We start from the raw sequence: 22,278 nt of genomic DNA on the forward strand, positions 1-22,278 counted from the left end.
GGTAATGTATGACGGACAAGACGATTAAAGAGTTAGCGCTCAGCGTAGGACGTCCAGTTGAGAAACTCCTGGAGCAGGTTCGTGATGCAGGTTTACCGCAACGTAAAGCTGACGACATTATTTCCACTGAACAACAAGATACCCTCGTGACCCACTTGAAAAAAGTACATGGTCAAGATGCGGGTAATGCAGGACAAATCACGTTGAAACGTAAAACTACCAGTACTGCTAAAGTGGCAAGTACGTCAGGTAAGGCGAAAACAATTAATGTAGAAGTGCGCAAGAAGCATACATTTGTCAAGCCAGACCCTGAGCAAATCAAAGCAGAAGCTTTGGCCAAAGCACAGGCTGAAGCAGAAGCCAAAGCAGCTGAACAGCAAGCCCGTGAACCGGCGAAGCCAAAAGCTGCGCCAGAAGCTGCCAGCAAAGGCGAATCTAAAGCCAAACAGGCCTTAGAAGCAATGCGTGCTGCTGCGAAACAGGAAACCGCCAAACAGGAAACTTCTAAAGCCGCTGTGGTGGTGAAGCGTAAATCAACCAACAAGCCAGTGGTGAAAGCCCAGGTTAAAGTGGTTGAAACGCCTGAGCAAAAACGCGCCCGTGAAGAACAGGCAGCACAGTTGAAAGCGACTGAAGAAGCTGCACGTCGTAAGGCAGCTGAAGAAGCGCAGCAACGTACCCTTGAGCAAATGCGTAAAATGGCATCGAAGTATTCATCTGATGATGCTGCACCGACCATTCGCGTAATTGATGATTCACCATTGGCCGCAGGTCTGGTGGGTCAGGCGTATGAAGATTCATTTGCCAAAGAAGACCGTGAAATCAAACGTGGTGGCGGAACCAAAGATACCCGTGGCCAGAAGAAAGGCGGCCGTCGTGGTGAAGAACAGTCATTCCGTGACAACTCGCATAAACGTGGTTTAAAAACCAGTCAGGCCAACAAGCATGGCTTTGAAAAACCGGTAAAAAAACAGGTTTATGATGTAGAAATTGGTGAAACCATTATTGTGGCTGACTTGGCTGCGAAAATGGCAATTAAAGTACGTGAAGTAATCAAGACCCTGATGAAGATGGGTGAGCTGGTCACACAAAACCAGGCCATTGATCAGGATACTGCGGTGCTTGTGGTTGAAGAAATGGGCCACAATCCGGTGCTGGTGTCTGAAACTGCGGCAGAAGACAACCTGCTGGAAGCGGCTGAAGAAGCACGTGGTGAGCAAACTACGCGTCCACCTGTTGTTACCATCATGGGTCACGTTGACCATGGTAAAACCTCGCTTCTGGACCGTATCCGCCGTGCTAAAGTGGCACAAGGCGAAGCCGGTGGTATTACCCAGCATATCGGTGCTTACCATGTGACAACAGACAAAGGTATCATCACCTTCCTGGATACTCCGGGTCACGCCGCGTTTACCGCGATGCGTTCACGTGGTGCCAAAGCGACTGATATCGTGGTGTTGGTGGTTGCAGCAGATGATGGCGTGATGCCACAAACTGCAGAAGCGATTGACCATGCGCGTGCAGCGGGTACGCCAATCATTGTTGCCATCAACAAGATGGACAAAGATTCAGCTGATCCAGACCGCGTACTGAACGAATTAACCACCAAGGAAATCGTGCCTGAAGAATGGGGCGGTGATGTTCCAGTCGCCAAAGTTTCCGCGCATACCGGTGCCGGCATTGACGAATTACTTGACCTGATTTCAATTCAAGCAGAAATGATGGAATTGAAAGCCTCTGAAGAAGGTGCAGCACAAGGTGTGGTGATTGAAGCACGTGTTGATAAAGGCCGTGGTGCAGTGACCTCGATTCTGGTTCAAAACGGTACCCTGAAAGTGGGTGACTTGGTACTTGCCGGTTCATCTTATGGCCGTGTACGCGCCATGACCGATGAAAACGGTAAACGCATCAAGTCTGCTGGTCCATCAATTCCAGTGGAAATTCTGGGTCTGCCAGAAGCGCCAATGGCGGGTGATGAAGTACTGGTGGTCAATGACGAGAAGAAAGCGCGTGAAGTTGCTGATGCGCGTATGGATCGTGAACGTCAGAAACGTCTTGAGCGTCAGTCTGCAATGCGTCTTGAGAACATCATGGCGTCTATGGGCAAGAAAGATGTGCCGATTGTGAATGTGGTACTGAAAACTGACGTACGTGGTACGCTGGAAGCATTACACGTGGCACTGGCCGAGCTTTCAACGGATGAAGTGAAAGTCCGTGTGATTGGTTCAGGTGTCGGTGCGATCACTGAATCTGACGTAACGCTGGCTGAATCTTCAGAAGCGGTACTGCTGGGCTTTAACGTTCGTGCCGACAATACTGCACGTCAAAAAGCCGATGCTGACGGTATCGACATCCGTTACTACTCGATCATCTATCAATTGATTGATGACGTGAAAGATGCGATGAGCGGCAAGCTGGCACCAGAACACCGTGAAACGATTCTGGGTGTGGCTGAAGTCCGTGAAGTATTCCACTCAAGCAAGTTCGGTGCAGCAGCAGGCTGTATGGTACTGGAAGGTACTTTACACCGTAACAAGCCGATTCGCGTATTACGTGATGATGTGGTGGTGTTCCAGGGCGAACTTGAATCTCTGCGTCGTTATAAAGACGTGGTGGAAGAAGTCCGTGCCGGTATGGAATGTGGTCTTGCAGTCAAAGGCTATAAAGACATCAAAGTACAAGACAAGATTGAAGTGTACGATGTCCAGCTAATTAAACGGAGTCTTTAATGGCGGGTAGTCAGCGTCTTAAGCGAATGGCAGATACGGTACAACGCGAGTTGTCCGACCTGATCCGCCAGGAGCTGAAAGATCCACGTCTGGGTGGTCTGGTGACCATCTCGGCGGTGAAAGTCAGCCCAGATTTAGGCTATGCCGAAGTGTATGTGACCGTAATGGGTCGTGAACTTGGCGATGAGCAAAGTGAAGCGGCAAACAAGGAAACCCTGGATGTGCTTAACAAAGCCTCCGGTTTCCTGCGCCATGAGCTGAGCCGTCGGATCAAGACCCGGATTACGCCGCGTTTGCGTTTCCATTACGATAAAACCAATGCCTACGGTAACTATATGTTTGGTCTGATTGCAGAAGCAGTAAAAGATTTACCAGCTGCCGATGCAAAAAAAGATGAAGAATAAGTAGGCCAGCAGGTCTATGCAAAAAAAGCCACCTTCGGGTTAATGCCAGTCAGTTAAGAGATTGACTGGCTTTTTCTTGGGTATTTTTGAGGTTTTCCTTTTACAACTCTTGGGTAACTCCTCATCCGTCTCTCAGGTATAACATACCGATTAGATTTCTCCATTAAACTTTCCAGATGTTTGGGTAGATTACCTGCAGAAGCCAAAGAGTCGAATCTGAGTAAATTAAGAAGGGCAATAGATGCAATATGAAAACTGATCCTCAACGGGCTTACTTTGGCACGTTGAGCCATATATTTCATTTGTCTTCTTAGAACATTATAAGCAATCAAGACACCCCATAATTCTTGATAAATTAAGTCTGGCTGTTTGCTCCTTAAGTGCTTACCTTCCTGTAAATTGCTTTTAATTTCTCGGTAACACATTTCAATTTCCCAACGCTGAGCATATAACTTTGCCAAGGCTATAAGTGGGTATGTCTTTGAATCTAATAATGAAGTAATGTAACGTCTGATTTTTCCTGCCTGCTCAACTTCAATTAAACGTGCTTCCCAGTAATCTCCTAATGCTGGATTAAGTTTTTTGGCTCTTGCTGATATTGGCATCCTGATATGAAAATCATGTGGGGAATTCCGTTTAATTATGTCATAACGTAAATTATCTTTAGCTCGCATAAGCCAATGACTTGATTCTCCACGTGTTTGCCAGCCTATTAAAAAATCAGCAGAGAAATAAGCTCGATCAAACAAAGTAATACTTTGTGCTGGAGGAGATAATTGATTTGCTAATGTGAGTTCACCTTGATCCATACTGCCTATTTGGGCATCTATGATTTCATGAGTATTGGTATTCACTAGACACGTGGCTCTAACTTGTGGGTAAGGTGCTACAGCAGTTTTACCTTTAGATGAGCCAAAATGATTAAAATTCTCCTTGGTCAGTGGCATAGACCAAACCACCCCGTCAACAGCACATACACTAAGACCTTGAAAGCTTGAATATTGTTGTTGTGATTCATCAAACCATGCTTGGCTGATTAAGGAGAATAAGGCAGCTAAGGGTTCTCGACCTAAACGTTGTCGAGCTTGGACAGCTGCACTAGGAACACAATAATCTGTTGTACCAAACACGAGTTTTAATTGTTCTACCACATAGCTGATGGGTTGATTGCGAAACAAGGCAAGCCCAAGAACAAGCCAAACCACGTGCTCAGCAGGTAATTTTCTCCTTCTGATCGATGCCTTACCTGTTTGATGCAGAGATGTTTCAATCCAATTTAAGTCAATAAGTTCACAAAAATGGCTAAGTGATGGGAGAGCATGTTCAAGAGTGGATTCTAAATGTTCAGATAAAGACATAAAAAAATGAGCGTATTTACATACACTCATTTTTACTACATTTTACTAATATTTGCTTAACTGACTGGCATTACACCTTCGGGTGGCTTTTTTTATGTCATCCGTAATTGCTTAACTTGCTTATCTTCCAGCAGAAACAAGCGCTTTAAGATTGCAATCAGGCAAGGGCAGGGCGGTTGAGACAGCACATAAAAAACCTGACCAGGAACAATCCGGGTCAGGTTTTTTTAGAAGATGACGCGAAGACTTATTCGTCTTTAGAGGGTTTGATTCTGCCCAGTGGTTCACGATCACTAAAGGCACGGCGACGGCTACGCTGCCATGGCAGTGGTCGTTCCAGGGTTTCTGGGACTTCACCACTCATCGAGCGCAGACGTAAATGCAGGGCTGCCTGTGCCATCAGGTTGGCCGATACTGGCGCGGTAATAAAGGCAAACAGGGTAATCAGCACTTCGGCAAAACCGAAGCGACCCAGATAAGCCGAATAAATAATGGCAGCAATCAGGAAGCTGCCCAGACCTAAGGTACTGGACTTGGTCGGGGCATGCAGGCGCATAAACAGGTCCGGCAGACGAATCATGCCAATCCCGCCAACCAGCATAAAGAAGGTGCCGATTAACAGGAAAATTGAGACCAGGATTTCCATCATCAGTTGCATGCTGTTCTCCTAATCAATCACGTGGCCAGAGGTGAAGTAACGGGCCAGGGCAGCGGTTGAAACAAAGCCCAGCATCGCCACCAGTAATGCACCTTCAAACAGTGAAGTGCTGGTCCAGTAAATGCCCAGCACCACAATCAGACAGGTTGCATTTAAAAACAGGGTATCCAGCGCCAGCAGACGATCCACAATTGACGGTCCCATAATCAGGCGAATCAGGCACATAAACATCGAACCGGCAATGGCAATCAGGCAGATGCCAAGCGCATAAGGCAATATCATCATGAGGCCGCTCCTGTCTTGACGTTAAAGATTTCAATCAGCGGCTGTTCATAACGGCTCTTGATCAGGGCAATTTCAGCTTCTTCATCATCGGTACTTAAGGCATGCACCAGAATATCGCCGCGGTCCTGGTCAATACCGGCCGTGACCGTCCCCGGCGTGGTGGTAATGATCATCGCCAACAGGGTATTGACCTGTTCATGCTCGGTCTCCAGCGGTACACGGAACCATTTCGGATGCAGCGCATCGGTGGGTCCCAGCACCTGTTTGGCGACACGGATATTGGACAGGATAATGTCCCAAACCACCACCCAGAACAGTTTAAAGGCTGGCACCCAGTGGATATTCGGGGTGCGGGCAATAAACGGTTTGACCATCAATGGAATCAGGATACTCAGGATCAATGCCATCAGCAGATTGCCGGCAGAAACACTATGTGCCAGTAACAACCAGCTAATGGCCACAATCACCGAAACAAAGGGATGTGGCAGCCAGATATCCCAAAACGATGTCTTTTGCATAGTTATGGCTCCATAGGTTTAAGTTGTGGCAGGTCGTTGCTGGCGGCGTCCTGCTCAATCTGCTGATTGATCTGACGTTGTTTATAGTCCGATATATGCTCACCTTCCAGTGTATTTGGACTGATCACATACGGAATCAGCTTGGCATTCGGGTCCGGTTTTTCACCACTGTATTTGGTTTCTGGCAAATAGTTCGGATCATAAGGCTGGACGCTAATCACCTGACCGGTTTCATCCTGCTTTAACACCGCCATTTCATACAGACGGTTGTTCTGCATTTGCTGGGCTGTGCTAAAGGCATAACGCTGGATTGGGTTGGCAAAAACCACATAAGCCACCAGTGCCGCCAATAACAGGTAAATGGCCTTGTCATTGCCTTTCGGTGCCTTGGCTGGCAGGGCCTGGTAGCTGTGATAGGCGTCATTGTCCGGATCATCTTCCGGACGCGATGCGCGCCAGAACAGGATAAAGCCAACCCGGGTCAGGGCCAGAATGCTGAGTAAACCGACCAGCAGCACCACCGCAATAATAATGCCCTGATAAGGCGCATCAGCGGTGGCCTGTAACAAGAACACCTTACCGAGGAAGCCACTAAAAGGCGGCAGGCCGGCAATCATCAGTGCAATCAGCAGATAGATAATAGACATCACTTTATGCTGTTTCATTTGCGGGGCGATATTAAAGTGATCCTTAAATTCACCGCGCTGCGCCGTGACCCAGCCGCAGAACAGATAGAAGGCCGCGGCAATTAAGGTACTGTGTACCAGATAATACAGCGCTGCTGTCCAGGCCTGGGTGCTAAACAGGGCAATCGCAATCAGGATGGTCCCAATCGACGACAGCATCATAAAACCGACAAAACGGCGTAAGCGTTCTGCCCCAATTGCGCCAATGACGCCATACAGTGAGGTAATCAGGCCAATTGGCAATAACCAGTTGCTGAGAATTTTCTGGCTCAGTTCATCATCAAAGACCGTCCCATTGACCCTTAAAATCGCATAAATCCCGACCTTGGTCATAATGGTAAAGATCGCCGCCACAGGGGTGGCTGCTACGGCATAGGTTTTCGGTAACCAGAAGCCGACTGGCAGCATCGCCGCTTTAATCCCGAACACAATAAACAGGATCAAGCCGCCGACCACCGCCAGACGATGCTGATCTTCTGCCAGCGTCGGTATTAAACGGGCCACATCGGCCATGTTGAGGCTGCCGACACTGCCGTAAATCATGCCCAGACCAATCAGGAACAGCGCTGAAGCCAGCAGGTTGATGGTGACGTAATGCACCCCAAGCTGAAAGCGCGGTTTGCCCTGACTGTGCAGCAACAGCACATACGAGGCCAGCAGCAGTACTTCAAAGAATACGAACAGGTTAAATAGGTCGCCGGTGAGGAAAGCCCCACACAAGCCCATCATCAGGAAATGGAACATGGCATGGAAGTAGCGGCCACGTTCATCCCATTGCTGGCAGGCGAACCACAGCACTGGCAAGGCCAGACCGTAAGTCAGTACCAGCATTAGCGCAGCCAGCTGATCCAGCACCAGTACAATCCCGAATGGAGCCGACCATTCAGACAGGTTGTAGACGGTAATCTGGCCGGTTTTGGCCAGCATCAGATAGCTGATCGCCAAGCCCAGTCCGAGAATAGTCGAAATCAGGCTGATGCCACGACGCCACGGCTGGCGCCAGTCATACGACAGCGAACCCGAACCCGGGTTGCCCAGCAGCACCAGAATAAAACCGGTAAAAGCCGGCAGCAGGATGCTGAGAATAGGAGTATGTTGCGCCCAGAATTGGATAAAGTCATGCATTATGGCTCATCCTCACGTGGGTCAAGTAAAGCAGGATCATCTTTGGCATCCACATGGTCGGTTCCCGATTCATAACGGCTGCGTAAGGCCAGCTGCACCACAAAGGCAGTGGTGGCAAAGCCAATTACAATAGCAGTCAGCACCAGCGCTTGCGGTAAAGGGTCGGAGGATTGCGCCGCCGTGGTTAAAATGGCCGGTGCATTCAGCTGAATCCGGCCCATGGCGAACAGGAAAATATTGACTGCATAACCAATCATGGCCAGGCCCAGTACCACCGGAAAGGTACGTGCCCTTAAGATCAGGTACACGCCGGTGGCGACCAGTAAACCTACAGAGGTTGCGACTAAAAATTCGATACTAATCATGCTTACCCCCGAGGAATTGGACCAGACATACTGGAGTGACGCGAGTCGCCCAGCACGGAAATCAGCAACATGGTTGCCCCGACAACGGTAACGTAAACTCCGACATCAAACAGTGCCGCTGAAGCCAAATGCAGTTCACCAATCACCGGCGGATTGACATAAATATGCGCGCTGGTCAGGAATGGACGACCCCAGAACCAGGCTGCAATCCCGGTCAGGCCGGCAATGGTCAGACCGGAACCAATCCAGATTTCATATAAACGTCCGGATTTGGCTTTCAACATTTGCTCGGTTTGGTCCTGACCAATGGCAATGTACTGAATGATCAATGCCATTGACGTGACCAGTCCGGCAATAAAGCCGCCGCCTGGCAGGTTGTGCCCGCGCAGGAAAATATACAGGCTGACTACTAGGGCCACCGGTAAAATCCAGGAAGCGGTCATGCGCAGCATCAGTGGAGATGGGTTAAAACGATAGGTCAGGCCCTGCGTCATGGTGGTGCCGTGGGCACGCATACCATCCATCAGGCAGAGGGCACCAATGGCAGCAATACCGAGTACGGTAATTTCACCGAAGGTATCGAAGCCACGGAAGTCGACCAGAATCACGTTGACCACGTTGGTACCGCCGCCCAGTGGAATCGACTGCTGGTTAAAGAACCATGAAATCGAGTTGTGATCACGGGTCATGATTAACCAGGCCAGCCAGCTGATGCCAGCACCGGCCAGAATTGCAATTCCGGCATCGCGCCAGCGGCGGGTGCTGCTTGATTCATACGGGGTTAATTGTGGCAGCAGCGACAGGCTCATCAGTAACAAGACGGTGGTCACCACATCGACGGTAATCTGGGTTTGAGCCAGATCCGGAGCCGACAGGGTTACAAAGATCATGGTTACCACCAGACCGACGGCGCCACTGATCAGGACAGCTTTAATCCGTTCATGATGGAACCACAGCATCATCCAGCAGGCACTGAATAATAATAGCCACAAGACAATGGCAATCGCAGGTGCCTGGGTCAGCTCACGCGTACCGGTACCAATCCCCTGATTCAGCAGCGGCACCGACACCAGTGCAATGGTAAACACCAGAATCCAGAACAGATAACTTTGTAGGGAGCCGTTTTCGGTCAGGCGTTTAAAGCGGCGCGAGTTCAGCAATAGGCCTTTTAAGAACAGGTCAAATAACACCCGTCCCTGTAAGCGGCCCAATGCCGGATCAAGATCAATCTCGCGGATACGGCCGCCTTTGGCCAGGGCAAAATACATCACCAGACCGCCCACCAGCGCAATCACACTCATTAGCAATGGCAGGTTAAAGCCGTGCCAGATGGCCAGATGGGTGCCTTCAAAATTCATCAGCTGGGTACTGGCACGGGTGGTGCTATTGACCAGATGCTCAACCAGCAGGGCAGGGAACAGGCCGACCGCAATACATAAAATCGCCAGAATCAGGGCCGGTGCGCGCATGCCCATTGGCGGTTCATGTGCATCTTTATTGGGTACGTCTTTGCCAATCGGGCCATCGAAGAACACGCCATGCACTAAACGTACTGAATAGGCCACGGCAAAAATACCGGCCAGTGTCGCGACAATTGCCGAGATCACCACCACCGGTCCGCTTAAATTGGCCAGCAGTTCGGTAAAGAACATTTCTTTGGACAGGAAGCCGTTGAACAGCGGCACACCCGCCATCGACGCAGCCGTAATCATGGTTAGCGTACCGGTAAACGGTAACAGCTGCCATAAGCCACTCAGTTTGCGTAAATCACGGGTGCCGGATTCATGGTCAATAATCCCGGCAATCATGAACAGCGCCGCTTTAAAGGTGGCGTGGTTGATAATATGGAAAATGGCTGCAGCCACGGCCAGCGGAGAACCAATCCCGAGCAGGCAGACAATCAGGCCCAAATGGCTGATGGTGGAATAGGCCAGCAGACCTTTCAGATCTTCTTTGAAAATGGCAAAGAAAGCCGCGATACACAGGGTAAACAGACCAACAAAGGTGACCAGATTATGGTACAGCGCCGCGCCGGCAAAAATTGGCAGCAGACGCGCCAGCAGGAAAATTCCGGCTTTCACCATGGTCGCGGAGTGCAGATAGGCCGATACCGGCGTTGGTGCCGCCATGGCATTCGGCAACCAGAAATGGAACGGGAACTGGGCACTTTTGGTAAAGGCGCCGAGTAAAATCAGCAATAAACTGGGTACAAACAGCGCATGGCTTTGAATCTGATCGGTCATGGTCAGAATCTGGTCTAGCTCATAGGTGCCGGTGATCTGTCCGAGCAGGACAAAACCACCGAGCATAGCCAAGCCACCCATGCCGGTAATGGTCAGGGCCATACGTGAGCCGCGTTGAGCCGCTTCGTAATTGCTCCAGTAACCCACCAGCAGGAAGGAGGAAATACTGGTCAGTTCCCAGAACACCAGCAGGATAATCAGGTTATTCGACAATGAAATCCCGAGCATGGCTGCCATAAACAGCATGAGCAGGAGATACAGTTTGCTGAGGGAGTTTTTGGGGCTTAAATAATAATAAGCATAAATAAAGATGAGGGTACCGATACCGGTAATCAGCAAAGAAAATAATAAACCTAAAGCATCCAGGCGAAAGCTTAAATCAATCCCTAACTGGGGTAGCCACGACCATGACTGAATGATGGTGGCGCCATTAAAGACATCCTTTGCTTGAGTCAGTAACAGGATCAGACTGCTTAAACTGACTCCTATCGCCCCTAAAGCCGTTACCCCGCGCGAGAATTGCTTCAGCCACGAGACAAGGGTTGTGCCAAGTACCAGCGGTAGCAATATAATAATCGATAGCACACTCGTATCCATTGTCTTGATAGGTTCAAAACCTAAGGGTGAATCTTATCTTTCAAGGATTACAGGAATGCAAGGAGCAGTCCAAAATACTCAATCTTGAAAGCCGAAAAATAGAATTATGTCTAAATAAACAAGTTGTGTTGCGCAACTTGAGAAGCTTATAGAAAATCGGATTTTACTATAAAAATATAAATCTGATTGATTTTATTACATGAATAAAACAACATCAATTTGTTTTTGCGCACACGGCAGACATTATACGCCGCCGAACTTTTTTCAGGATGAAATTGTTAGATCAGACCGGATTTTTTCGGCTGATTTTCCGATATTCCCCTCTATTCAAAGCCGTATTTAAGGCAACGGATGCGGGGTCGAGGTGTCATCATCATTTTGCAGCCGTTTCAGCAAGGCTTCCTGCTGTTCGGCACTCAGTTGCTGCTGAATCTGCTGATAGATGTCATCTACGCTGGTGGGCTCCTGTACCGCTTCACTCAGGCTTTCATCGCTGCTGCTGACTTCAGTCTGCATAAACTGGGCATAAATGGCGTCGAGCTGTTCCTGCACCGGTTGCAAATGAATTGGATGCAATTGCTGCTGATCCAGTCTTAAACATTGATAGTCTTCGGCATTTTCCAAGAGTGCCGTGCGGTTACCGGTGGCAATAATCTGCAGTGCCGGAAAAGCCTGATGCAAACGTGCCAGAATTACCGAGGCCATATCCTGATCAAGCTGATGATCGACCTGATCAATCAGCAGAATGCCGTCGCCTTCTAGAGTCGGATACAGACTATAGGGATTGAGCAGACATAAACGCCGCACAATATCTCCGACCAGTGCAATCCAGTTGCGGATACTGTTGGACAGCTGCTGATACAGCTGGGTTTTGCCCTGATAGGTGACCATTAATTGCAGTTTTGGATGATATTGTAGATAAATCTGGCTCAGTTCTGGCAGTACAATCTGTAGTGCATCGCGCAGGGCCTGCAGACTTGGCGCGTGCATCTGGGCATGTGCCTGCATCAGTTTGTCACGCCGTGGAGGTTCTGCGTCGGGATGCTGCGGATGTAATAACTGTTCAATCAGCTGGGCGCTCTGGGCGTTTTCAATATCGGAAATTTCCCGGAACCACTCAAAAAAACGTGTAAAGGTGGTGAAGGGGATAGCAGAAATTTCATAGGCATGTGCAGCCTGAAAAATCAGCGGATTGTTTTTACTCAGCAGATTGACTTCATTGACAAAACGTTCGGCCGGATAATAGGCAATTAATGGCAGGCCTTGTAGCGGGTCCTGTTTTACCGCCTGCTGGTACAGGCTGACCATTTTTTCTAGTTTCTGGGTTTCAGCCTTGCTGACCCCGACGCCGTTGCTGTTCAGGGTTTTGTACAGCTGCCAGTCGCAGCACTGACGGTCCTGCTGCTGGGCATCGCTGCTTTCCGGCAGGCTGCCAATGTCTTTGGGAAAACACACGCACAGGTCAATTTTGGACTGCAGCCGGGTGTGCATAATGTCCTGATCAAGCATGACCAGTCCGGAGGTGCGTAAATCTTTATAGCGGGCAGCAAACCAGGTCAGTGCCTGATAGGTGAAGCGCAGTAGCGAGGTTTTACCGGAACTCTGATTGCCCAGAATTAAGGCCACAGGCTGTTGCTGCGGATGCAGTTGTAGCTGAAGGTCGGTAAAGTGGGTGATGTGCTTGAACTGGACAGACTGAATTTTCATGGGTCACCTGCATGCTTTAACCCACCGCCTTACGCAAGGACACCGGCATCTGCTGTTTCAGCTGTTGCACCAGATCGTAAATATGATGGATATTTAAGCTTACTTTAGCACGTGTGCAGGCCACGTACAGTAATCGTAACTCTTCATCACTAATTTTATGATCACGTTCATTGACCTTGAACTGATAGTCATCTTCCAGATGCACGCGGTCCCATTCCAGCCCTTTGGCTTTGTGCGCGGTTGAAATAATATAGTCGGCCTGACCAATCGGGGTGATTTTGGCCAGCGCCTTTTTCAGCGGATCGGTACCATGATCATCCACCAGTTTTACCAGCGGCTTAATGTCGCTGCCTTCATTGGTTTCGCAATATTCATGTACATCGTGCCAGGAGTTAAACCAGGCCAGTTCCGGCACATCGGTGACGCGGCGGCCCTGTTTCAGCATACTGGCAGCATCGACAAAACGGTTCAGTTTGACATGGTCGGCCTGCAGGCTGACCTTGTCACCATGTACCAGACCGGCCAGCAGCAATTCCATCGCCCGGGCATTGGTGCGGCATAAAATCGCATCGCGCTGTTTGGTATGCGGCTTGTTCACCACTTTGGAATGTAAATCCGGGTTGCCGAGCAGCGGCACGGTTTCATTTAAGCCGCCGAGAATGGCATTGGCGGTCATGGCGATGTCCGGACCAAAACGGAATGAGGTGGTTAAGCGCGACTCCGGCAAAGGCAGTTGCTGCATGGCGTTGATGGCACCGCGCCAGGCATAAATTTGCTGATGGGCATCGCCCACATAAATCACCTGGGTGTTGCGTTGTTTGAGCAGAATCCCCAGCATTAGCGGGTCGGCATCTTGCGCTTCATCAAACAGCACATAATCGGCCGGAATATTCGGTTCCGACAGCGCCCACAGTTTCAGGTAAATATCATGACCGATTCCGGCCTGATGGTTCGGATCAATTGATTCCAGCCAGCGCCGTTCCACTGCCGGATACAAATGTTTTTGCAGCAGCTCGGCATCATCAGGGTGCAGCCAGTTCGGTGCCTGAATATGCCGTGGTGCCGGATATTGCGAGCTGGTCGAGCAGAAATAGCCAACGGCATTGGCCACCAGACTGGCCAGCCGTGAAGGCATCAGCACATATTTTTCATAGCGGCCACCCATCATCCGGCGCAGGGTAATCGGTTCGAGACGATATTCCTTGGCAATAAAACTCGGACTCAGGCGCGGCAGGCGCAGTTTGTCGGTGACTCCACGTGGAACACTACGAAAGGCCAGCGAGTGAAAGGTGCGACAATCGACATGGCGATGAAACTTGTGTTGCGCTTCTGCGGCAATGGATTTGTTAAAGGCCAGATACATGCCACGCCGCTCCGGCATGGCTTCACTGATCATCTGCAAGGTGGTGGTTTTCCCTGTGCCGGCATAGGCAATCACCTTGAAGGATTTGCCCAGACGTGCGTTATCAATGGCAGTGGCCTGCTCATAGGTGGCGGTCGGTTTCTTCAGCTCAGACACAGGGCGACAGCTTAAGCCTGAGTACGGTTGGCTTTTTCCACCAGACCGGATAAGCCCTGACGGCGTGCCAGTTCATTCAGAATCAGTTGCGGGTCCAGATTGAAATAGCCGAGCATGACCAGGCTGTGGAACCATAAGTCAGCCACTTCATAGATCAGGTCATTTTTATTGTCTTCATAAGCTGCAGCCTGATATTCCTTGGCTGCCAGAATAGTTTCTACGCTTTCTTCACCAACTTTTTCCAGAATCTTGTTCAGGCCTTTGTGATACAGCTTGGCCACATACGAAGAATCCGGATCGGCGGCTTTACGTTCAGCCATCATTTTGCCTAAATAGCTCAGAATTTCGACCTGTTCAGATTGCGCAGTGGAGGCATTCATGGCCAGGGTGTGCGGATTGCTGGACTTCTCGCCATAAATCGCATTCGGGTCTTTTAGCTGCGCATCAACAATTTCCCAGCCATTCGGAGTCAGTTTGCGATAGAAGCAGGATTCACGGCCAGTATGGCAGGCAATGCCGCCATGCTGTTCAATTTGCAGGATAATCACATCAGCATCGCAGTCCAGACGGATTTCATGCACCGTCTGGAAGTGACCGGATTCTTCACCTTTGTGCCAGAGTTTGTTGCGTGAACGGGAAAAATACACCGCCTGATTTTTTTCTGCGGTTAAGGCCAGCGCTTCGCGGTTCATCCAGGCCACCATCAACACCCGACCGGTTTGATGATGCTGTGCAATGGCTGGCACTAATCCCTGTTCGTTAAATTTTACTTCATCGAGCCATTGCAAGTTATTCATGAGTATGTCACCAAAATTTGTTCAGAAAAACGAGATTTACGCCAGTGCGCAAACGCTATAGTGTACGGTATCTGACCGGCTTGCAGGAAAAAATCTTTGCCTATTTTTGCTCAGGATGTTACCACCATCCTGCTCATTCATCTCCCCATTTAAAGCGGCTGTAACACCTCTGGTAAACACTGCTTTTCAACCAGTTCTAAAAATTCATCGCCCAGGCGCTGACTTTCCGCAATACATTGTTTCCAGAGCTGAATACGCTGTGCCTGATCCATGCCTTTTAAATTAAAGTCTTTACGGTCGGGTAGGCGGCCCAAGGGTAAAGACTGTAAATATTCGGCTGATGGTGAAATCAGCAGGGTTCGTGCATGATTGTCCGGATTGGCTTTGCGGTGTTTCAGCATTTTGTCGAACCAGCCTGGGGTAATGCTGTCGGTAAAATGCGGATACAGCACCAGTCCCTGACTCTGAAACGGCAGGTCAATATGATAGTCAATCAGGCCGCCATCGCGGTAGCTGCCCGGCGCTTCCGGAATATCCCGAATTGCGGACATCACGCCCGGAATTGAGGCCGAAGCCATCAGCCAGCTGGTGACATTGTCCGGCGTTAGCGCATGATAATGGGTAAAGAAATCATCCTGCACCTGAAACTGGTTGCCTTGAGCTGGCTGGCTGATCACGCGCTGCATAAACAGGCGGTTGTGTTTGCGCGCCAGTGCATTGCCGCTGATAATACCAGCCACCGAGGCCAGTAGGGCCAGTGCACGGTCACTCTGGAAAATGTGCTGCGCTTTTACCGAGAGCACGGTCAGATGATAATCCGGATGATCGACCAGCTGCTGTGCCTTGCCATCGACCAGATTCAACAGCATATCGCGGCAGACATGACTGACGTCCTGCCGTGACATTTTTTTATGAAAGCTCAGATTGGTATATAAGTCTGCCAGCCGTTCGGTACCTGCTTTGGCGCCCCAGGCCAGAATGCTGGCAAAACGCCAGCTGCCAATTGAAGAACCAATCAGGGTGCGGCGCTGCGCTGACTGCGGCAAAAACTCGCCAAAAATGGCCTGATCCAGTCCCTGAATACCAATACCTTTTGGACCACCGGCAGCACCCGGAATCATATCGACCTGATCGGGTTGTAGGCCCTGCTCGGCAATCAGCTGCCGGGCCAGATGACCGGCACGAAGGGTGAGGGCAGGTGGACGTTTTTGCAGAATCTGGATCATAGTCAGGCAGAAAAATAAACAGTTGTCTGTATTTTAGGCCAGTGACCAAGGCTCACAAGGGCAGGAATGTTCACTCTCTGACTGCTCAGTCATCCGGTATGTTATCTGCAATTGCAGGCCATAAAAAAACCGGTCATGTGACCGGTTTAAATAATGGAGGAATATAAGGATTCAGGAAACTTTGCCCATTTCGCCTTATTTGGCCACGCGCCAGACTGCCAGAATACTGGCCAGCACAATCAGAATGACTGAGACAAACCACGGTGAAATAATCGCAATCGACAGCAGAATCGCCATTACGCTACCAAAAATCCAGCTGCGTTTTTGCTGATGTTCCATTTGCAGACGCATGCTTTGCAGTTCATTCAGCTGTTTGGCATGCCAGGCCGACTGGTTTTTCAGGCCGTTTAAGCTGTCGATCATCAGGGTCGGTAAATCCTGCGCACCCAACAGCAGGTCCGGAATTTTTTGTCCCAGCTCTTTCAGGTTTTTCTGCGGATTCATTTGTGCCTTGACCCAATCGGTGAGGATTGGTTTGGCCAGACTCCAGATGTCCAGTTCCGGATACAGATCGGTGCCCAGCCCTTCAACATGCACCAGCGTTTTGAGCAGCAGCATCAACTGTGGAGGAATTTCCAGATGGAAACGGCGGGCAATATCCATCACTTCAATCAGAATACCGGCAAAGTCCAGCTCATGCATGGGTTTGGAGACCATCGGTCCTACCGTGCGGCGCATTTCACGTGCCAAAGCATCCTGATCAGTGCCCGGTGGAATCCAGCCAGCCTGATGCACAATCTGGATCAGCTGCATAAAGTCGCTGTTCATGACCGCCAGTAACATGCGCGCCACGGTCATCTGGTCGTGCTTGGACAGCTCACCCATAATCGCGCAGTCCAGTGCAATAAAGCGTGGGTTTTGCGGATTGATAGTTTCTACAAACACATTGCCCGGGTGCATGTCGGCATGGAAGAAGTTGTCGCGGAACACCTGGGTAAAGAAGATGGTCAGGCCTTTTTGCGCCAGATCGGCGCGGTCCATACCCAAGCGGTCAAAGGTGGCCACATCGGAAATTGGTACCCCGGTAATCCGCTCGGCCACCATCACATCTTTGCTGTCCATATACACTTCCGGCACATACATCATGCTGGAGCCGGTGAAGTAATGACGCATACGGCGGGTATTATCGGCTTCTAAGGTCAGATCGAGTTCTTTCAGGATAATCTGGCGATAGTCCTGAATAATTTCGGATAAATGCAGCGCGCGTGCTGCTTCAAGACGTTTTTCCAGAAAATGGCCGAGCCATTGCAGAATTTCAAAATCCTGCAGAATCTGCTGGCGGATATTAGGACGGGTGACTTTGACCACCACTTCGCGGCCATCGTGCAGGGCAGCGGTATGCACCTGGGCAATTGAAGCAGCTGCCAGCGGCTGTTCATCAAAACGCGCGAACAGGGTGTTGACATCGGCCTTTAAGGATTCCTGAATCCGCATTTGCGCGACATCGGAACCAAAGGGTTTGACCCGGTCCTGCAGCAAGACCAGCTGCTGTAATACTTCAGGTGGAATCAGGTCACGACGGGTCGATAACAGCTGACCGAGTTTAATCGCCAGCGGTCCCATATCTTCCAGGGCCTGTTTCAGCTTGAGCGGATTTTTCCGTTCCTTACTGGACCAGGCCGCCGGATGCATCCGGATCAGACTCAGAATATGGCGGGCTTTTTCTGGTAATTCTTCCGCAGGGAACAACGTGTCGAGTCTATAGTGCGCAGCAATACGCCAAAGTTCGATTAAACGTGAAACGTGCGGAATCATAAATCTCTTTACCTAGTCGTGTGAATCTGGAGTGTCTTCAAGCTGCTTGCGGAGCTGTTGAATCTTGGCCTCTACGCGGTCGATATTCTGGTTCAGGATGCGGGTATCCTGTTGCAGATCATCCATTTGCCAGCGCGGTGCAAACAGGCCGGAATCTTCTTTCAGGGCATCTTCGGCGAAAAACAGCTGGCTTTGCAAGGTTTTTTTCAGCTGCTTGGGCGCCAGCTGGATTTTACCCAGCTCATGTGCCAGTGTCGGGCCAACCCATGGCGACAGATGCGCGGCCAGATCGGGTTCGGCCTGCTCGATAATACGCTGGATGTCCTGTAGCAGCTTATAGTCGCCTTGTACCGGAATGGTGCCGACATCATCGGCCAGCAGCAGTTTCAGCAGTTCCACCACATTCTTGACCTGCAAGGTGGCGGTGGCTTCACTGAGCTGCTGTTCGCGCTCAAACGGGCGCTGCTCGAAAATAGACGGTTGGGTTGCCTGTCCGGTAACGGTCGGCTCCAGACGCACCTTGTTTTCATCAAAAAATACATCTACCGACAGTTGCGGCGCATCCATCACCACGCGCAGGGTTTTGCCCTGTAGCTGGTTCAGCTGGATGCGGGTAATCGCATCCAGATTAATGACATGATGGATGCATCGTTCAACGGCACCTAAGGCCAGAATCGACCACATAGCAGTGTCCTTTTCGGAATTAGAGTTTAAAACCGCGGTGCACCGCCACAATACCACCGGTCAGGTTGTGGTAGTCACAGTTCTGGAAGCCGGCATTTTCCATCATGCCTTTCAGGGTGCGCTGGTCTGGGTGCATACGGATTGATTCCGCCAGATATTTATAGCTTTCAGAATCATTCGCCACCAGTTTGCCCATGATTGGCAGTGCAGTGAACGAGTACAGGTCGTACAGTTTCGAGAACGGTTCAAATACCGGTTTTGAGAATTCCAGAATCAGTAAACGGCCACCTGGCTTAAGCACGCGGTACATGGCTTGCAGTGCAGCATCTTTATCGGTCACATTACGTAAACCGAAAGAAATGGTCACCAGGTCAAAGCTGTTGTCAGCAAAAGGTTCAAGTGTTTCAGCATTGGCCAGGACGAAATCGACATTGGTACAGCCGGCATCAATCAGACGGTCACGACCGACATTCAGCATCGATTCGTTAATATCTGAAAGGACCACATGGCCGCTTGGACCAACTTCACGGCTAAAAACTTTGGCCAGATCACCGGTACCGCCCGCAATATCCAGTATGTGCTGGCCACGACGCACACCCGACATGTTAATCGCAAAGCGTTTCCATAAACGGTGAATACCAAAAGACATCAGGTCATTCATGATGTCGTATTTGCTGGCCACCGAATGAAATACTTCCGCCACTTTCTGGGCTTTTTCTTCGCTGTTTACGGTCTGGTAGCCAAAATGTGTGGTCGCACCGACATTACCGGTATTGGCGCCACGTGGCAGGTTGTATTTTGGAATGCTGCCTGTTACCGGGGTGTCAGTCAGGCGCTGCTCTAGAGACTGCTGCTGACCTTGTGGTGCACCTTCCGGTAATGGCGAGGTTAAGAATGGGCTCACTTTGTCTGTGTTGGTTGCCGTTTCTGGATGGGTAGGCTTTTGCTCTTCATTAGACATAGTGTCACTCCTAACATGAAAATCGGGTTGATGTGGCAGTGCAAGCATGATGACAGATTCTTAGGCGTTGTACAGTCATCGGCCTGCAATTGTCAGGAATAAAATACAGAAAATTGAATTGTTATCCTGATGAACGTGAATGCATATTCGTTTTACTGCTGTTTTTGTACCAAATTTTGGCCATCACATGCAAAAAATTATGTGGCTTTATTGAAAGGGCTGCGGATCTCCCCGATGCACTTTGTCAATAATCTGGCGTTCAACCGCAGTAAATTCGCGGACAAATTTTTCTGCAGATTTCAGCGGTTTCATGGCCACAAAACCATCTTGCATAAACTCGTACATGATATCGAAATTGTATTTATGCGCGGCGCCTTTACACATTTTAAAGGCGGTATAAACCATAAAGGAGCGCATGTATTTGTCCAGGCTTTTGCCCAGTTCATCCAGCATGTCCAGCTGTTTTAAACGCGCGCTGCCCTGATCGAGCTTTAAATAGGTCAGGCGCATCATCTCGTCGGTCAATGGCGTCTGCGCCGGATAATCCTTTAACAGCTGAATGGCAACCTGTTCATCCAGCTGCACCGCTAAAATGGCCAGGGCCACCCCGGAGGTGCCGGTTTTAATGGCATTTTCCGGAATCAGTTTTTCTGCTTTATGTGCGTATTTGGTCAGGCGTGCAATCTGTGCGGCCAGCGCATCAAAATCGGGGCCGCCGTATAAACGGTTCAGAAAATATTCGGCCATCAGTACATTATTTTTTTCGGCAAAATACGGGGCATGGGTACGTTGCATGCGCTGTTTCTGCCACAGCTGCACTTCCTGCAAACGTGTGAAAATTTCCGGCTGGCGATGATATTCAAATTGATTATAAAGTTCTAAAAGGTCATCTAAAACCGCAAGTTTGGACATGGAGCGTCTCAATTGTTTTGACTTAAGCGGCATTCTAAAGCCAGTTACATGCACAGGCCATGACAAATTGGTGACAGATTCAGGATCATCGGGTCAGTTTGCACTAGAAATAGACAAAATCAGACAGACGCGCTATACAAAATCATCAGCCGCCCGGCCAGCAGGCTGGTTATACTGAACGGAACAATAAAACAAGAGTGTGTGCCTATGACCGAGCAGAACCCGCAAACAGAATTTCAGTTAATGGATGAAGATCAGCTGTCTGTCGAGCTGATTGAAGCACAATATGCCCTAAAAGACAGCCGCGGTCAGAGCAATGCCAAAAGTCTGGTGATTCTGGTCAGCGGCATTGAGCTGGCTGGCAAAGGCGAGGCGGTGAAACAGCTGCGTGAATGGGTCGATCCGCGTTATTTGCATGTGAAGGCCGATGCCGCACACCTGTTTGATTTCAAAACCAGTTTCTGGCAGCCCTATGCCCGTTTTATTCCGGCCGAAGGGCAGATCATGATTCTGTTTGGCAACTGGTATAGCGATCTGCTCAGCAGTGCCACCCATGTCTCGAAGCCTTTTGATGACAGCCTGTTTGATGAGTATGTGCAGCGTTTTCGGGCCTTTGAACAGGATTTAAAAAACAACCAGGTCGATGTGGTCAAGATCTGGTTTGACCTGTCCTGGAAAACCCTGCAAAAACGCCTGAACGAGATGGACCCGAGCGAAGTGCGCTGGCATAAGATGAATGGCCTCGACTGGCGTAACAAAAAACAGTACGACACCTTGCAAAAGCTGCGCCAGCGCTTTACCGATGACTGGATTATTATTGATGGTGAAGATGAGCAGCTGCGTGACCAGCAGTTTGCCCAGCATGTATTACAGGCTTTTAAAGATTGCTCGGAGCATCCGAAAACTGTTGAGCAGAGCTGGCAGCAGGCGCCGATTCCCGAGGCCTTGCTCAATCCGGACAATGCCGCGCTGGATGAGGGCGACTATAAAGCCGAACTCAAAAAACTCAGCCGCAAAGTGGCCGATGCCTTGCGTTTTGATGACCGCAACGTGGTGATTGTGTTTGAAGGGATGGATGCAGCCGGCAAAGGCGGCGCAATTAAACGGATTGTGAAAAAGCTGGATCCGCGTGAATACGAAATTTATACCATTGGCGCACCAGAAAAATATGAATTACGCCGGCCTTATTTATGGCGTTTTTGGACCAAGCTGCAACCAGAAGAAAAAATCTGTATTTTTGACCGTTCCTGGTATGGCCGGGTGCTGGTGGAGCGGATTGAAGGTTTTGCCAGTGACCTGGAATGGCAACGCGCGTATGCGGAAATTAACCGCTTTGAACAGGATTTAACCGAACATCAGACCGTGATTATCAAGTTCTGGCTGGCGATTAGCAAAGATGAGCAGGAACAGCGTTTTAAAGCGCGTGAGCAGACTGCGCATAAACGCTTTAAAATTACCGAGGAAGACTGGCGGAACCGGAACCGCTGGGATGATTATTTAAATGCCGTCGCCGATATGTTTGCCCATACCAGCACCCAGGATGCACCGTGGCATATTATTGCCACCAATGACAAAAACAGTGCCCGGATTGAAGTGCTGAAAACCATCTTGAAACAGCTGAAAGCTGATTAAGCCGGCAGCAACCATACATGAATCCGCCATAAAAATGCCGGTCACTGGACCGGCATC

At 49.9% G+C, this 22,278-nt stretch carries 18 protein-coding genes; 3 read left to right on the forward strand and 15 right to left on the reverse strand.

The features are described 5' to 3' along the window. Positions 1–8: 8 nt before the first annotated feature. The gene (gene infB, locus GA693_RS13925; protein WP_005181788.1) at positions 9–2,729 is read left to right on the forward strand and encodes a translation initiation factor IF-2; all 2,721 of its coding nucleotides are present in this window, start codon (positions 9–11) and stop codon (positions 2,727–2,729) included. Beyond that, positions 2,729–3,133, forward strand: a complete 405-nt coding sequence (locus tag GA693_RS13930) for a ribosome-binding factor A (RefSeq protein ID WP_005181793.1) — start codon at positions 2,729–2,731, stop codon at positions 3,131–3,133. Before infB ends, GA693_RS13930 begins: the two co-directional genes overlap by 1 nt. 53 nt (positions 3,134–3,186) lie before the next feature. Here GA693_RS13930 and GA693_RS13935 read toward each other — a convergent pair whose 3' ends face one another. The 15 genes from GA693_RS13935 to GA693_RS14005 all read right to left on the reverse strand — a co-directional run bounded on the left by GA693_RS13935 (position 3,187) and on the right by GA693_RS14005 (position 20,589). Continuing rightward, positions 3,187–4,491: an IS4 family transposase gene (locus tag GA693_RS13935; RefSeq protein WP_160241679.1), complete on the reverse strand. Its 1,305-nt coding sequence runs from the start codon at positions 4,489–4,491 to the stop codon at positions 3,187–3,189. 247 nt (positions 4,492–4,738) lie between these two features. After that, entirely contained in the window at positions 4,739–5,149 is a 411-nt protein-coding gene (locus tag GA693_RS13940) for a Na+/H+ antiporter subunit G (protein ID WP_005181795.1), read from the reverse strand. A 9-nt stretch (positions 5,150–5,158) separates the two neighbouring features. Further along, the gene (locus GA693_RS13945; RefSeq protein WP_005181799.1) at positions 5,159–5,434 is read right to left on the reverse strand and encodes a monovalent cation/H+ antiporter subunit F; all 276 of its coding nucleotides are present in this window, start codon (positions 5,432–5,434) and stop codon (positions 5,159–5,161) included. Continuing rightward, positions 5,431–5,952: a Na+/H+ antiporter subunit E gene (locus GA693_RS13950; RefSeq protein ID WP_005181800.1), complete on the reverse strand. Its 522-nt coding sequence runs from the start codon at positions 5,950–5,952 to the stop codon at positions 5,431–5,433. The genes GA693_RS13945 and GA693_RS13950 overlap by 4 nt, the downstream gene beginning before the upstream one ends. Positions 5,953–5,954: 2 nt before the next feature. Next, complete coding sequence (locus GA693_RS13955; RefSeq protein ID WP_160241678.1) at positions 5,955–7,763, reverse strand: monovalent cation/H+ antiporter subunit D; 1,809 nt, start codon at positions 7,761–7,763, stop codon at positions 5,955–5,957. Continuing rightward, entirely contained in the window at positions 7,763–8,128 is a 366-nt protein-coding gene (locus GA693_RS13960; RefSeq protein ID WP_160241677.1) for a Na+/H+ antiporter subunit C, read from the reverse strand. Before GA693_RS13960 ends, GA693_RS13955 begins: the two co-directional genes overlap by 1 nt. 2 nt (positions 8,129–8,130) lie before the next feature. Continuing rightward, complete coding sequence (locus GA693_RS13965) at positions 8,131–10,968, reverse strand: monovalent cation/H+ antiporter subunit A (protein WP_104499198.1); 2,838 nt, start codon at positions 10,966–10,968, stop codon at positions 8,131–8,133. Positions 10,969–11,307: 339 nt separating this feature from the next. Then, a complete protein-coding gene (locus tag GA693_RS13970; protein WP_160241676.1) occupies positions 11,308–12,675 on the reverse strand; it encodes an AAA family ATPase in 1,368 nt (455 codons plus the stop codon). A 16-nt stretch (positions 12,676–12,691) separates the two neighbouring features. After that, on the reverse strand, positions 12,692–14,194 hold the full coding sequence (locus GA693_RS13975; RefSeq protein ID WP_160241675.1) for a UvrD-helicase domain-containing protein: 1,503 nt from the start codon (positions 14,192–14,194) through the stop codon (positions 12,692–12,694). 11 nt (positions 14,195–14,205) lie between these two features. Beyond that, on the reverse strand, positions 14,206–14,991 hold the full coding sequence (gene hisIE, locus GA693_RS13980) for a bifunctional phosphoribosyl-AMP cyclohydrolase/phosphoribosyl-ATP diphosphatase HisIE (RefSeq protein WP_005181811.1): 786 nt from the start codon (positions 14,989–14,991) through the stop codon (positions 14,206–14,208). Between the two features lie 149 nt (positions 14,992–15,140). After that, positions 15,141–16,217, reverse strand: a complete 1,077-nt coding sequence (locus GA693_RS13985) for a patatin-like phospholipase domain-containing protein (protein WP_160241674.1) — start codon at positions 16,215–16,217, stop codon at positions 15,141–15,143. A gap of 195 nt (positions 16,218–16,412) precedes the next feature. Next, positions 16,413–18,032, reverse strand: coding sequence for an ABC1 kinase family protein (locus GA693_RS13990; protein WP_104494772.1), 1,620 nt, complete (start codon positions 18,030–18,032; stop codon positions 16,413–16,415). Between the two features lie 12 nt (positions 18,033–18,044). Then, entirely contained in the window at positions 18,045–18,716 is a 672-nt protein-coding gene (locus GA693_RS13995; protein WP_104471776.1) for a ubiquinone biosynthesis accessory factor UbiJ, read from the reverse strand. 19 nt (positions 18,717–18,735) lie between these two features. Then, positions 18,736–19,677 carry a bifunctional demethylmenaquinone methyltransferase/2-methoxy-6-polyprenyl-1,4-benzoquinol methylase UbiE gene (gene ubiE / locus GA693_RS14000; protein WP_160241673.1) on the reverse strand — a complete coding sequence of 314 codons (942 nt, stop codon included), beginning with the start codon at positions 19,675–19,677 and terminating at the stop codon, positions 18,736–18,738. A 207-nt stretch (positions 19,678–19,884) separates the two neighbouring features. Continuing rightward, complete coding sequence (locus tag GA693_RS14005) at positions 19,885–20,589, reverse strand: FFLEELY motif protein (protein ID WP_160241672.1); 705 nt, start codon at positions 20,587–20,589, stop codon at positions 19,885–19,887. Positions 20,590–20,796: 207 nt separating this feature from the next. Here GA693_RS14005 and pap point away from each other — a divergent pair, with 207 nt between their 5' ends. Beyond that, positions 20,797–22,221: a polyphosphate:AMP phosphotransferase gene (gene pap / locus GA693_RS14010; protein ID WP_160241671.1), complete on the forward strand. Its 1,425-nt coding sequence runs from the start codon at positions 20,797–20,799 to the stop codon at positions 22,219–22,221. The last annotated feature ends 57 nt before the right edge of the window (positions 22,222–22,278 follow it).

This window comes from Acinetobacter indicus, from assembly GCF_009914475.1.
Classification (GTDB): Bacteria; Pseudomonadota; Gammaproteobacteria; order Pseudomonadales; family Moraxellaceae; genus Acinetobacter; species Acinetobacter indicus.